The 13,031-nt window shown below is 65.0% G+C and carries 15 protein-coding genes; 9 read left to right on the top strand and 6 right to left on the bottom strand.

The window, feature by feature from the left end:
- Window positions 1–2 precede the first annotated feature (2 nt).
- Together EN857_RS28710 and EN857_RS28705 are read right to left on the bottom strand one after the other, a co-directional pair.
- On the bottom strand, window positions 3–209 hold the full coding sequence (locus EN857_RS28710; RefSeq protein WP_135859437.1) for a hypothetical protein: 207 nt from the start codon (window positions 207–209) through the stop codon (window positions 3–5).
- The gene (locus tag EN857_RS28705; protein WP_127391572.1) at window positions 206–529 is read right to left on the bottom strand and encodes a hypothetical protein; all 324 of its coding nucleotides are present in this window, start codon (window positions 527–529) and stop codon (window positions 206–208) included. Before EN857_RS28705 ends, EN857_RS28710 begins: the two co-directional genes overlap by 4 nt.
- Window positions 530–637: 108 nt before the next feature.
- On the opposite strand from EN857_RS28705, the gene EN857_RS28700 reads away from it, so the two are divergent.
- Window positions 638–2,974, top strand: a complete 2,337-nt coding sequence (locus EN857_RS28700) for a response regulator (RefSeq protein WP_127391571.1) — start codon at window positions 638–640, stop codon at window positions 2,972–2,974.
- Window positions 2,975–3,053: 79 nt separating this feature from the next.
- Here the strand turns inward: EN857_RS28700 and EN857_RS28695 are convergent, their stop codons facing one another.
- The 3 genes from EN857_RS28695 to EN857_RS28685 all read right to left on the bottom strand — a co-directional run bounded on the left by EN857_RS28695 (window position 3,054) and on the right by EN857_RS28685 (window position 5,677).
- A complete protein-coding gene (locus EN857_RS28695; protein WP_127391570.1) occupies window positions 3,054–3,908 on the bottom strand; it encodes a lytic transglycosylase domain-containing protein in 855 nt (284 codons plus the stop codon).
- Between the two features lie 5 nt (window positions 3,909–3,913).
- Window positions 3,914–5,164, bottom strand: a complete 1,251-nt coding sequence (gene ispG, locus EN857_RS28690; protein WP_127391569.1) for a flavodoxin-dependent (E)-4-hydroxy-3-methylbut-2-enyl-diphosphate synthase — start codon at window positions 5,162–5,164, stop codon at window positions 3,914–3,916.
- Between the two features lie 333 nt (window positions 5,165–5,497).
- The gene (locus EN857_RS28685) at window positions 5,498–5,677 is read right to left on the bottom strand and encodes a YdcH family protein (RefSeq protein WP_006203778.1); all 180 of its coding nucleotides are present in this window, start codon (window positions 5,675–5,677) and stop codon (window positions 5,498–5,500) included.
- 242 nt (window positions 5,678–5,919) lie between these two features.
- On the opposite strand from EN857_RS28685, the gene EN857_RS28680 reads away from it, so the two are divergent.
- Window positions 5,920–6,123 carry a YdcH family protein gene (locus EN857_RS28680; RefSeq protein ID WP_126057933.1) on the top strand — a complete coding sequence of 68 codons (204 nt, stop codon included), beginning with the start codon at window positions 5,920–5,922 and terminating at the stop codon, window positions 6,121–6,123.
- 30 nt (window positions 6,124–6,153) lie between these two features.
- Here EN857_RS28680 and EN857_RS28675 read toward each other — a convergent pair whose 3' ends face one another.
- Window positions 6,154–6,954 carry an IclR family transcriptional regulator gene (locus EN857_RS28675; RefSeq protein ID WP_127391568.1) on the bottom strand — a complete coding sequence of 267 codons (801 nt, stop codon included), beginning with the start codon at window positions 6,952–6,954 and terminating at the stop codon, window positions 6,154–6,156.
- Between the two features lie 129 nt (window positions 6,955–7,083).
- Between EN857_RS28675 and EN857_RS28670 the strand changes: the two genes are divergently transcribed.
- The 7 genes from EN857_RS28670 (at window position 7,084) to EN857_RS28640 (ending at window position 13,019) form a co-directional block, all read left to right on the top strand.
- On the top strand, window positions 7,084–7,965 hold the full coding sequence (locus EN857_RS28670) for a transporter substrate-binding domain-containing protein (RefSeq protein ID WP_127391567.1): 882 nt from the start codon (window positions 7,084–7,086) through the stop codon (window positions 7,963–7,965).
- Window positions 7,966–8,063: 98 nt separating this feature from the next.
- Window positions 8,064–8,729, top strand: a complete 666-nt coding sequence (locus EN857_RS28665) for an amino acid ABC transporter permease (RefSeq protein WP_126057930.1) — start codon at window positions 8,064–8,066, stop codon at window positions 8,727–8,729.
- Window position 8,730: 1 nt separating this feature from the next.
- Complete coding sequence (locus tag EN857_RS28660) at window positions 8,731–9,381, top strand: amino acid ABC transporter permease (RefSeq protein WP_127287158.1); 651 nt, start codon at window positions 8,731–8,733, stop codon at window positions 9,379–9,381.
- A gap of 4 nt (window positions 9,382–9,385) precedes the next feature.
- Window positions 9,386–10,180: an amino acid ABC transporter ATP-binding protein gene (locus tag EN857_RS28655; protein WP_128346799.1), complete on the top strand. Its 795-nt coding sequence runs from the start codon at window positions 9,386–9,388 to the stop codon at window positions 10,178–10,180.
- Window positions 10,181–10,272: 92 nt separating this feature from the next.
- Window positions 10,273–10,734: a RidA family protein gene (locus EN857_RS28650; protein ID WP_127394310.1), complete on the top strand. Its 462-nt coding sequence runs from the start codon at window positions 10,273–10,275 to the stop codon at window positions 10,732–10,734.
- Window positions 10,735–10,776: 42 nt separating this feature from the next.
- Window positions 10,777–11,952, top strand: a complete 1,176-nt coding sequence (locus EN857_RS28645; protein ID WP_245493488.1) for an aminotransferase class V-fold PLP-dependent enzyme — start codon at window positions 10,777–10,779, stop codon at window positions 11,950–11,952.
- A gap of 110 nt (window positions 11,953–12,062) precedes the next feature.
- The gene (locus EN857_RS28640; RefSeq protein ID WP_127394210.1) at window positions 12,063–13,019 is read left to right on the top strand and encodes a metallophosphoesterase; all 957 of its coding nucleotides are present in this window, start codon (window positions 12,063–12,065) and stop codon (window positions 13,017–13,019) included.
- Window positions 13,020–13,031: the final 12 nt, after the last annotated feature.

Below are 13,031 nucleotides of genomic sequence, written 5' to 3'. Positions count from 1 at the left end.
CTTCAGTTGCCGGGAAGCACGGTCCACAGCTTGGCGGCAAAACCGCGCTTGTCGAGCTGCCACGGATTGCCGGTGACCTCCGCCTTGCCGTTCCGGCATTTGTAGGAATAGGCGGCGTCGTGGCCGGTCGCGAAGGCCGGCACGACGTCGTCATTCGGGTTGGCGTTGCAGAATCCATCCGCGCCGGGATTGTCGCGCGCGGCGTTCATCCTGGCGCAAGGCAGGTGGCGCCGACGAAGCAGACCAGCACCTTGCCGTTCATGCAGCGATAGCTGGCCTGTGCCTGCAATTCGGACTCCTGCGGCGCGGCTTTGGCGTCCGGAAACAGCTTTTTGAAAGCCTTGGCCGTGCCGTCGTAGAGATCGTGCGAATAGGGGCGGATCGTGTCGTCGTTCTTCACCTGTCGGCACAATTCATGGAGGTTCGTGGTCGTGGCTGCCGCCGCGCCACTTGGGGCGGCGACCCACCAGGCGAAGGTCGACAGCAGCACAGAAGCGAAGCCGATCGCCGAAAAGCGCAATGCCCGCATTTTGACGTCCTCAGCAAACTGCGCGGCGACTGCCGCGCGAACGAAATCTTAATGTAAATCAAGCGTAATCCCGACAATTAAAATTATGCGTATGTGTTGGGGTTGCGCATGCCGGAATATTCTTCCTTCATCCGGTCGATCCGGGTCCGTTATCTCTCGGGATTGCTGATTTTCGCGCTGGCCTCCACCGCGGTCATGTTCGCGCTCAACCGGGTCAATTCTTTCCGTCACAACGTGGACGCGCTGAGCAGCAATCTGGTCATTTTCGGCCGCGATCTGCGCAACGCCACCAATTTCGCCGAGACCACCGGCACCGCCTGGCGCGCCGAGACGCGCGATGGGCTGGTGGCGTCGGCGCGCGGCCATTCCGAGCGGCTCTCCGGCGAGATCGAGGCCTTGACCGCCCAGCTAGCCGCCATCAGACCGCGCCTGTCGAAGAGCACCCTCAACGACCTCGATTCCACGTCCGTCAACGGCGACCTGTTCTGGTCGGCACGCGACATGGTGCGCAACTTCAATCTGATGTCGGTGGCGCAGAAGGTCGATGAATGGAGCTACCGCGAGATCCGCAACCAGAACGACCTGTTTGCCCAGCCGATGCTGGTTCGCGTCCGCACCGCGATGGACAATGAGCGCCATCTGGCCGACGCCGCCAGCGACAGGCTGCTTCTGTGGGCGAGCGGGCTGTTGTTCGCCGTGCTCGCCATCGTCGCCTTCTGGGTCTTCAGGCCGATGGAAAAGGCGATCCGCCGCGCCTTCGCCGAGACCGCCGCCTCGCTGTTCAAGGCCGAGGCGGCCGACCGCGCCAAGTCGGAATTCCTGGCCAATATGAGCCACGAGATCCGCACGCCGATGAACGGCGTGCTCGGCATGGCCGAGCTTCTGGCCAAGACCGAACTGACGACGCGCCAGAAGACCTTCACCGACGTCATCGTCAAATCCGGCAACGCGCTACTCACCATCATCAACGACATCCTCGACTTCTCCAAGATCAATGCCGGGCAGATGATGCTCGACCCGGCGCCCTTCCGCCTGGCGGAAGCGGTCGAGGATGTGGCCACGCTGGTGTCGGCGCGGGTCGCCGAGAAGAACATCGAGCTCATCGTCCGTGTCGATCCGCGCCTGCCGTCCTTCGTCGTCGGCGATGCCGGGCGCTTCCGCCAGATCGTCACCAACCTGGTCGGCAACGCGGTGAAGTTCACCGAGAAGGGCCACGTGCTGGTCGATGTCGGCGGCGAGGTGACGGACGGCGTCGTCCAGCTCAAGGTGCGTGTCGAGGACACTGGCATCGGCATTCCGGCCGAGAAGCTGCAGAACGTGTTCGAGAAGTTCGCGCAGGTCGACGGCTCCTCGACGCGCCGTCATGAGGGCACCGGCCTCGGCCTGGCGATCGCCGCCCGCCTTGTCGACCTGATGGGCGGCAAGATCGGCGTCGAGAGCGAGATCGGACGCGGCTCGGTGTTCTGGTTCGCCGTGCCGCTGCCGGCGCACAGCCAGGACTCGCGCGACGAGATCGTGCCGGTCGACGTCACCGGCGCCCGCGTGCTGGTCATCGACGACAACCCGGTCAACCGCGAGATTCTGCTGGAGCAGTTGCGAAGCTGGAGCTTCGACTGCGCCGCCGCCGAAAGCGGCGCCGTCGGCCTTGCCTTCCTCGATCGCGCCAGCCAGCTCGGCGCCGCCGTAGACTGCATCATCCTCGACTATCAAATGCCGGGCATGAACGGCGCCGACGTCGCCAAGGCGATTGCCGCCGACAGCCGCATGTCCGCAATCCCGGTGGTCATCCTGACCTCGGTCGACCAGGTCGATTTCGGCAAGATGGTCATCGATTTCGGCATTGCCGCGCATCTGACCAAGCCGGCGCGCTCGGCCGTCCTGCTCGGCACCGTCATCTCGGTCATCCAGAAGGCGCGCTCGCAGGTCGGCAAGGCACGCTTCGTCCGCGAGGCGGTCGCCCCGCAAGCAGCGCCCGCACCCGCCTTCACCGTCATCCGCGGTCCGGCCATGCCGGCGCCCGCCGCACCGGAACCGGCTGCCGCCGCGAACGGCCCGATCGACATCCTGATCGCCGAGGACAATGACGTGAACCAGCTGGTCTTCGGCCAGATCCTCAACGGTCTCGGCCTCAGCTACCGCATCGCCGGCAATGGCCGCACGGCCGTCGAGATGTACAAGGCGCTGCGGCCAAGGCTGATCCTGATGGATGTCTCCATGCCCGAGATGAACGGCTACGAGGCGACCGGCGCCATCCGCCAGATCGAACGGCAGAGCGGCAACCACACGCCGATCATCGGCGTCACCGCGCACGCGCTGAAGGGCGACCGCGAAAAGTGCATCGAGGCCGGCATGGACGACTATCTGCCGAAGCCGATCTCGCCCGACCGCCTCGGCAGCAAGATCGGCACCTGGCTCAGCGAGACGGTGGCGGTGAAGACGGCGTGATCGCCGTTGAGGAACTGGTCGCAACGATCGCCCGTCGAATTCCTTCCCGCTAGCGTCTCATATCTTCTTTGAAGGCCGGCTATCGGTTGCGCACCACCAGGCAGGCGCCGCCGACGCCGTGCAGTTTCTGGCAGATGCCATTCGCCTCGCCCCGGCTGTCGGCGCCGATCCGGACCGCGTAGATGCCGCGCCGGCCGATCGGCGTACGCACCCGGCTGACCACCGGATCGTGGTTGGAAAGCAGGGCCGGGAAACGGCTCCTGACCCTAAGCCATTGGCCGACCGCGGCGCTGCGGCGGAAATTGCCGGCCACCTGCACGCCCCAGGGCTTCACGTTGATCGAGGCCATGGCAACGGTCTGCGACATGATCACCGGCAGCTTGCGGCAGGCGACGGCGAAGCTTGCCTTGGCGTCGAGCGGCTCGATATTGCCGGCATAGGAACCATCCGAGAATTTGTCGACCGGCTCGCCCATGACGTCGAAGACATAGCTCTCGGTCTCCATCGGCAGGAAACCGCCGGAGCCGAGCCAGCGCGACACACGGTTCTCGCCGGCATTGTAGGCGGCGGCCGCAAGGCCGAGATTGCCATAGCTGACCTTCATCTCGGCGAGGTATTTCGCGGAGGCGGGAATCGCCTGCTCGATGTCGAAGGGGTTGGCCAGTCCCCGCATCTTGGCCGTGCCCGGCATGAACTGGGCAATGCCCTCGGCGCCGACGGGGCTCACCGCATTGGGATCGAAGCGGCTTTCCTTCCAGATCAGCCGGGCGAAGAAGTCCTTGGGCAGGCCGTTGCCGACGGCATGCGCCTCGATCAGATTGCAGACCTTGCCGATGAGTCGCTGCTTGGCCGACGGCGGCGGATCGGCTTGAGCGATGGTCACCCAGCCTGCCCCGCACAACAGGATCAGCGTCGCCCTGAGGAAACGCCGCATCGGATCTACTCTGCCGCTGCCTTGCCGCGTCCGTAGCGCTGCTCGATATAGTCGGCGACCATCTTCTCGAAATCCTGGGCGATCGACGGGCCGCGCAAGGTCGCCGCCTTCTTGCCGTCGACGAATATCGGCGCCGTCGGCGTCTCGCCGGTGCCGGGCAGCGAAATGCCGATATCGGCATGCTTGGATTCGCCCGGACCGTTGACGATGCAGCCCATCACCGCGACCTTGAGGTTTTCCACGCCGGGATACTTTTCGCGCCACACCGGCATGTTCTTGCGCAGGTCGGCCTGAATGTTCTGGGCCAGTTCCTGGAATACGGTGGACGTCGTGCGGCCGCAGCCGGGGCAGGCCGCGACGATCGGCACGAACTGGCGAAAGCCCATCGTCTGCAGCAGTTCCTGCGACACCTGCACCTCGCGGGTGCGGTCGCCGTTCGGCTCCGGCGTCAGCGAGATGCGGATGGTGTCGCCGATGCCTTGCTGCAGAAGGATGCCCATGGCGGCGGACGAGGCAACGATGCCCTTGGTGCCCATGCCGGCCTCGGTCAGGCCGAGATGCAGCGCATGGTTGGAGCGGGTGGCAAGCTCGGCGTAGACGGCGATCAGGTCCTGCACGCCGCTGACCTTGGCCGACAGGATGATCTTGTCGCGGCCAAGGCCGATCTCCTCGGCCATTTCGGCCGACAGGATCGCCGACTGCACGATCGCCTCGCGCGTCACCTCCTGCGCGGTCAGCGGAAAGCCCCGGGTCTGGTTCTCGTCCATCAGTCGCGTCAGCAGCTCCTGGTCGAGCGAGCCCCAGTTGACGCCGATGCGCACCGGCTTGTCGTATTTGATCGCCATTTCGACGATCGCCGCGAACTGCCTGTCCTTCTTGTCTTTGAAGCCGACATTGCCGGGATTGATGCGGTATTTGGCCAGCGCCTCGGCGCAGGCGGGATGATCGGCGAGCAGCTTGTGGCCGATATAGTGGAAATCGCCGACCAGCGGCACATTGATGCCGAGCCGCGCCAGCCGGTCGCGGATGGCCGGCACGGCGGCGGCACTTTCGTCGCGATCGACGGTGATGCGCACGATCTCGGAGCCGGCGCGGTGCAGCGCCGCGACCTGGGCGACGGTCTGGTCGATGTCGGCGGTGTCGGTGTTGGTCATCGACTGCACGACGACCGGCGCGCCGCCACCGACGACCACGCCGCCGACGGAAACGCCGACCGATGTCCGGCGCGGGAAGGGAGAGGAAAAATATCCGGTCATGCCGGCTGCCTTTTGCTCAGAGCAAAGCGTGCTCAAGGGTCCGGGCATGAGGTGGAGGAGCAAAGATGGCTTGTCAATGGCAACGTCCAAGCGGAAGCGGCAAATTGGCGGGGCGGCGATGCGGCCGTCGCGCACCGCGTTGGCCGACTGCCGGCCACCCGCATGCCGAGATGAATGGCGAGAACGGTCCGATATACGGCACCCGAGGCACGCGATCCGCATGCCTGAAGCCGTGGGAACCTTTATTGGGCTAAAGAAGGAAACATCTCCGGCGACAGGCTGCCACCGGAGAGATGATCGCACCGAAGGCGGCGCGGCTTTGTTAAAGGAGCGTCAGTGCGTCGTCGGTTTCGCCTTCAGCTTTTCAATCTCGTCCTTGATTGCCAGCTTGCGCCGCTTGAGATTCACGATTTCGAGGTCGTCGACCGACGGATGGTTCATCGCATCGGTGATCTCGCGCTCGATGTCACCGTGTTTCCGCTGCAACTCATCAAGATGGGATGCAAGAGACATGATTGGTTCTCCCTTTCATGATTTTCCTCGATTGCAGCCGCCAAAATGCGCCCACCGCCAGTCCGCATCTGTGACAGCACGATGACACTCTGCCACCAACCGATCTCGATGTCGAATGCCGCGTGGTAGCATTCCACGACAATGTGAAATGTGATATGAGCGGCCCGCCGGTTGCAAAATCCCACCGGCCCCGCCCAATCAGGCCCATCTCTTGGGCGCCGCAGACGTGCAGACGGTAGAGAATGTCCGAACAGGAACAGGCCGAGATCCGGCTCGAATTTTCCCGCCTGAAGCAGGAACACGCCGATTTCGACGCCGCCATCAATGCGATGATCGCCACCGGCTGCGACCCCCTGCAGATTCAGCGCATGAAGAAGAAGAAACTCTTCCTCAAGGACCGGCTGATGGCGCTGGAAGACCGCATCATCCCCGACATCATCGCCTGACGCGCGACCGGGCGTCCCAGCCCGATAGGCTCACGCCGCGATCGACAGCCGTGCCGCGCGCTCGCGCAGCAGAGCGATGAGTTCGGCTGTCCGCTCCTCGGATGTGTCTATCGGAACGACAAGGCACATCGTTGCCTCGACCTTGCCCGGCGCCGAAAAAACCGGCGCTGCCAGGCACTTGGTGTAGGCGTCGACGAGCCCGGAGGTCACGCAATAGCCGGTGGCCCGCGCCTTGCCGATGTCGTCGATGAAATCGTCGAGCTTGAGCTTGCGGCCATCCGGCAGGATGAGGTCGGCCTCGGATACCATGGCTTCGATCCGGTCCCGGTCGAAGCCCGCAAGCAGCAGCCTGCCGGAAGCGGTCCAGGGGAGCGGTATCTGCAGGCCGGTGGCCGAGCTGATGCGGAACGGCCTCGTGCCGGGACTGGAATGGATGATCGTGTAGCGGCCGCTCTGCAGCATGCACAATTCGGACGTCTCGCCGGTCTCGTGCGAAAGCGTGTCGACCTCCTGCCGCCCGCGCCGCAGCATGTCGTTGCCGCGCATGTAGGCCATTCCATAGAGGTAGAGCTTCTTGCCGAAATAGACCCGGTTGCCGTCGCCGGCCAGCTCCAGCAGCCCGGCGTCGACCAGCTCGCGCACCAGCGTGTAGGTCGTCGATCGCGGCGCATTCACCCCCTTGGCCAGCTCGCCTATGCCGATCGCGCGCTGGGTGGCGTGCAGGAAGTCCAGAATGTGCAGCACCCGGTTGAGGCCCTTCTCGCGTGAGTTCGCGGGCTTCTCTTCGTCCGTTCCGGTCTGCCACTCCGCGAGAGTTTCGCCATCTTGCATTGTCGATTCCTGGTGTTAGTATTGTCTTGTACAGGATACACGCGTCTCTTGTAAGAGACAATCGCCTTGTCGATCACCGACGCGTGTATCGCTCGTCCACTGGGGAACACAACACGAAAGGAGGTCGCCGTGAACGACACATCCAAAAGACGTGATTTTCTGAAACTGGGAATGGCGGGGTTGGCAACGGCCGGCGTGGTAGCCGCGGCCGCAACGGTCGACGCCAAGAAGGCGGCGGCTCAGGCGGCGCCCGACAGCCTGCTGCGCACCGTGCTCGATCGCGGCAAGCTGATCGTCGGCACCGGCAGCACCAACGCGCCCTGGCACTTCGAGAACGATGCCGGCGAGCTTGTCGGCATGGACATCACCATGGGCCGGATCCTGGCCAAGGGCCTGTTCGACGACCCGACCAAGGTCGAGTTCGTCATGCAGGACCCGGCGCAGCGCATTCCCAACGTGACCACCAACAAGGTCGACATCACAATCCAGTTCATGACCATGACGGCGCAGCGCTCGCAGCTGATCAACTTCTCGCGGCCCTACTACGTCGAAGGCGTCGCCCTGCTGACGCTTCCTTCGGCCGAGAACAAGACCTTCGACAAGCTGCTCGCCGCCGGCTCGGCGACCCGCATTTCCATCCTGCAGAACGTCGATGCCGAGACCTCGGTCCATTTCGCCCTGCCAGATGCTCAGGTGATGCAGATCGACACCCAGGCCAATGTGCTGCAGGCGCTGGAATCCAAGCGCGTCGACGCCGCCGCCGTCGATCTTTCCACGGTGCGCTGGCTCGCCTCGCGCAATCCCGACAAATATTTCGACGCCGGCAAGAGCTGGTACTCGATGCTCTACGGCGCGGCACTCCGGCAAGGCGATCTCGACTGGCTGACCTACGTCAACCAGACCTTCACCATCGCCATGTTCGGCCACGAAACCGCGCTCTACGACGCGGCGTTTAAGGACTATTTCGGGCTGGAGCCGCCGGCGCGTCATCCGGGCTTCCCGGTCATCTGATGCCGTTCGCAGAAAGGGCGCCTGGCGCGCCCTTCCATTCTCTTCCAGCGCGGCGCGACCTGTTCGCGCCGCGGCGGAAGTCTTGAGGGCTGCAGCAAATGGGCTACGCGCTCAACTTCAACCTGATCTGGCGCCATTTCGACAAGCTCTGGGGCGGGCTGCTGCTCAGCCTCGAGCTTGCCGTGATCTCGATCGCCATCGGCATCGTCATCGGGCTGGTGCTGGCGGTCTGGTACGTTTCGGCCGGACGCACGGTGCGGGCAATCATCGCCGCCTATGTCGAGTTCATCCGCAACGTACCGCTGATCCTGCTCGTCTATCTGGTCTTCTACGGCCTGCCGACGGTGATCGACATCGCCTACAGCGCGCCGACCTCGTTCGTGCTCACGCTGTCGGTCTATAGCGGCGCCTATCTGGTCGAGGTGTTCCGCTCCGGCCTCGAGGCCGTGCCGCGCGGCCAGTTGGATGCCGGCAAGGCGATCGGCCTCACGCCCTGGCAGCGGCTGCTCCATGTGCGCCTGCCGACGATGCTGCGCATCACGCTGCCGGCGCTCTCCAACACCTTCATCTCGTTGTTCAAGGACACCTCGATCGCCTCGGTCATCTCGGTGCCCGAACTCACCTACGGCGCGCAGTGGATCAACTTCAACACCTTCCGCATCGTCGAGGTCTACCTGGTCACCACCGCGATGTACCTGGTCACCGGCTATGCGCTGCTTTTCGCGCTCAGGCTCGTCGAGCGCCGGTTCAGGGCGGCGCGCTGACATGTTGAGCCAGATCCTCTACGCCGTCCCGTTCCTCGCCCAAGGCTTCGCCATCACCCTGTGGGTGTCGCTGCTGGTCGTGGTGCTTTCGCTCATCGCCGGTGTCCTGTTGGGCGTCGGCCTGGTCTATGGCCCCGCCCCACTGCGCTGGGCGGTGCGCATCTTCAGCGACACCATCCGTGGCATCCCGATCCTGGTGCTGATGTTCTTCGTCTATTACGGCATGCCGGCGGTCGGGCTTCATCTGCAGTCCTTCTGGGCCGCGGTGCTGGCGCTGACGCTGTTCAAGACGGCGCAGGTGGTCGAGTATGTGCGCGGCGCCGTCGGCTCGATCCCCAAGGGCCAGTCCGAAGCAGCGATGGCGATCGGGCTGACCTTTCGCCAGCGGCTGACCTACGTCATCTTTCCGCAGGCCTTCAGGCGCTTCCTGCCGCCCTGGATCAATGGCGTCACCGACGCGGTCAAGGGCAGCGCGCTGGTCTCGCTGCTCGGCATCACCGACCTGATGCAGGCGATCAACCAGGTCATCGGCCGCACCTACGAGGCGATGCCGCTCTATATCCTCGGCGCGCTGGTCTACTTCGCCGTCAATTACGCGCTTTCGCTGGCCAGCCGTCGGCTGGAGCGACGCTTCTCCTTCATTCGGGAATAGCATGATGTCCGACGCCTCAAACGCCCGTCCCGCGCTGCTCGAAGTCCGCGATGTGTCCAAGGCCTTCGGCGCCGTCGCGGTGCTGCGCTCCGTCAGCCTCGAGGTAACGCGCGGCGAGGTGGTGACGGTCATCGGGCCGTCAGGCAGCGGCAAGACCACGCTGCTGCGCTGCGTCAACTTCCTCGAAAGCTACGACAGCGGCTCGATCCGCATCGACGGCAGGGAGGTCGGCTACCGCGACGCCGCAACGCGCCAGCGCCGCAGCGAGCGCGACTTGGCCAGCATGCGCGCCGAGACCGGCATGGTGTTCCAGGGCTTCAACCTGTTCCCGCATCTGACGGCGGCCGGCAACATCATGCTCGGCCTCACCAAGGTGCGCGGCAAGAGCGCGGCCGAGGCGCGCTCGATCGCCGAACACTGGCTCGGCCGCGTTGGCCTTGCGCACAAGGCCGACAGCCTGCCGGCCGAGCTGTCCGGCGGCCAGCAGCAGCGCGTCGGTATCGCGCGAGCGGTCGCCATGGAGCCGAAGATCCTGCTTCTCGACGAGATCACCTCGGCGCTCGATCCGGAACTGGTCGGCGAGGTCTTGGCCGTCGTGCGCAGCCTCGCCGAGGACGGCATGACCATGCTGATGGTGACGCATGAAATGGCTTTCGCCCGCGATGCGTCCAGCCGCATCGTCTTCATGGCCGATGGCGGGGTCAGTGCCGTCGGCCCGCCGAAGGAGATCCTGGCGGCGGAGACCACCAACGAGCGTCTCCGCAGCTTCCTGGCGCGGTTCCGCGCCTCGCATTTCTGACATCGGGCGGCGACCCAAGCAACTCCAGGAAAAGTGCAAGCGGTTTTCCGTCCGGAGTTGCGTAGAACAAAGAGAAGCCGCAAGGAGACTACATGACGCCCTATATCCGGCTCGCCGAACTCGGCCTGAAGCTGCCCGAGCCGCCGACGCCCATCGCCAACTTCGTCACCCATGCCGAGAGCGGCCGGCTGATCTTCCTCTCCGGCCAGGGGCCGTTGCGCGCCGACGGCACGCTGTGCACCGGCAAGGTGGGCGAGGACGTGACGGTGGAGGAAGCCTACGAGCACGCCCGCCTCACCGGCCTCAACCTGCTTGCCGTCATGCATGCCGCTGCCGGCGACCTCGGCCGCATCGTGCGCGTGGTGAAACTGCTCGGCTTCGTCAACGCCACGCCGACCTTCAGCGACCACCCCAAGGTGGTCAATGGCTGCTCCGATCTTTTCGCCGACGTCTTTGATAAGATCGGCGGACATGCCCGCTCTGCGATCGGCGTCGGCTCGCTGCCGGGCAACATCACGGTCGAAATCGAGGCGGTGGTCGAAATCGCCGCCTGAGGTCTTTTCAATACGGGATTCCAGAAGATGACGATCTCCAACATGACAATCCGCGAACGGCTCGGCCTGCGACCGATCATCAACGTCTCCGGCACGATGACGACGCTCGGTGCCTCGATCATCGTTCCGGAAGCGATCGCGGCAATGGCGGAGATCGCCTCGCAATGGGTGGAGATGGACGACCTGCAGCGCGCTGCCAGCACGGTCGTCGCGCGGCTGACGGGCGGCGAGGCCGGATTCATCACCGCCTGCTGCGCCTCAGGCATCACCATGGCGATCGCCGGCGCGATGACCGGCACCAACCTTCTGGCGATCGAGCGGCTGCCAGACGATACGGAAGGGCTGAAGTCGGAGGTCGTCATCCAGCTCGGCCACATCGTCAACTACGGCGCGCCGATCGACCAGTCGATCCGGCTGGCCGGCGCCAGGGTCGTGCCGGCCGGCACCGTCAGCGTCACGCAGGACTATCATGTGCGCGAGGCGATCAACGAGCGCACGGCGGCCGCCCTCTACGTCGTCGCCCATCACACCGTGCAGTACGGCATGCTGTCGCTGGAGGAGTTCTGCGAGATCTGCCATGCCAAGGGCGTGCCGGTGATCGTCGACGCCGCCTCGGAATATGATCTGCGCAGCTTCCTCGCCCGCGGCGCCGACATCGTCGTCTACAGCGGCCACAAATTCCTCTCCGGCCCGACCAGCGGCATCGTCACCGGCCGCAAGGACCTGGTGCGCGCCGCCTATCTGCAGAACCGTGGCGTGGCGCGCGCCATGAAGGTCGGCAAGGAAAGCATCGCCGGCACCATTGCCGCGCTGGAAGCGTGGGAGAAGCGCGACCATGCCGGCATCCGCAAGCGCGAGGAAGCGGCGCTCAACCTGTGGAAGGACGCGCTGCAGGGCCTGCCCGGCATCGTCGCGCGCATCATCCCCGATCCGACCGCCAATCCGCTCGATCGCCTGCAGATATTCGTCGCGCCCGAAAGCCGCTTCACCGCCGCCGGCCTCGCCTCGGCGCTGGCCGTCGGCTCACCGCCGATCATCGTGCGCAACCACGAGGTCGAGCGCGGCCATTTCTTCCTCGATCCGTGCAATCTCCATCCGGGCGAGGCCGAGATCGTCGCCGAGCGCCTGCGCGCCGTGCTGGCCGCCAAGGACCGCCCGGCGGACGCCATGAAGGTGGCGCGCAAGGATTCAGCCGGTGCCTTGCGCTGGCCGGACTAGCATTCGCGATCACGACAGTGTGAACGGCCGGGTTTTCGCCGGGCGGGAATAAACCGCCGGCATGATGGGTCTCCTCGACATACGCCGCTTCGGGCGTTGAGGAGACCGACATGACCCATCACCACGATGACGACGGCGGCGACGGCATCAGCCGCCGCCATGCGCTGGAATGCATGATCTGGGCCGGCACCGGCGTGCTGTGGACGATTTCGGGCGGCGTGCCCGTATCGCTCAACCTGCTCGGGGCTGCTCAAGCCGCCGAGGCCATGGCCACCGGCTTCACCTTCCTGCAGATCTCCGACAGCCATATCGGCTTCGACAAAGCGGCCAATCCTCATGCCATCGACACGCTGAAGGAAGCGATGGGCAAGATCCAGGCGTTGCCGCAAAAGCCCGCCTTCCTGATCCACACCGGCGACATCACCCATCTTTCCAAGCCGGCGCAGTTCGACAATGCCGCCCAGATCATCGGCGGCGCCGGCTTCGACGTGCACTACGTCCCGGGTGAGCATGACCTGATCGACGAGGGCAACGGCCAGGCCTATCTCGAACGCTACGGCAAGGGCACGAAAGGTGCCGGCTGGTACTCGTTCGACCAGAACGGCGTGCATTTCGTGGCCCTCGTCAATGTCGTCAACTTGAAAGCCGGCGGGCTCGGCAACCTCGGTGCCGAGCAACTCGCCTGGCTGGCGGACGATTTGAAGGCCGTCAGCGCCTCGACGCCGGTCGTCGTCTTCGCCCATATTCCGCTGTGGGCGGTCTATCCAGAATGGGGCTGGGGCACCGACGACGCGGCGCAAGCACTCGGCCTGCTCAAGCGCTTCGGCTCGGTCACCGTGCTCAACGGCCACATCCATCAGATCATGCAGAAGGTGGAAGGCAACGTCACCTTCCACACCGCGCGCTCGACCGCTTTTCCGCAGCCGGCGCCCGGCACCGCTGCCTCGCCCGGACCGATGACGGTGCCGGCCGGCCAGTTGCGCAGCCTGCTCGGCACCAGCCGGGTCATGGTCAAGCAAGGCGGCCAGGACCTCGCCATCATCGATTCGACGCTGGCCGACGCCTGAACGGCAAAGGAG

The organism is Mesorhizobium sp. M4B.F.Ca.ET.214.01.1.1 (assembly GCF_004791545.1).
Taxonomy (GTDB): domain Bacteria; phylum Pseudomonadota; class Alphaproteobacteria; order Rhizobiales; family Rhizobiaceae; genus Mesorhizobium; species Mesorhizobium abyssinicae.
Note: the sequence above shows the minus strand (reverse complement) of the source record. Positions and strands in the feature narration are given on the sequence as shown.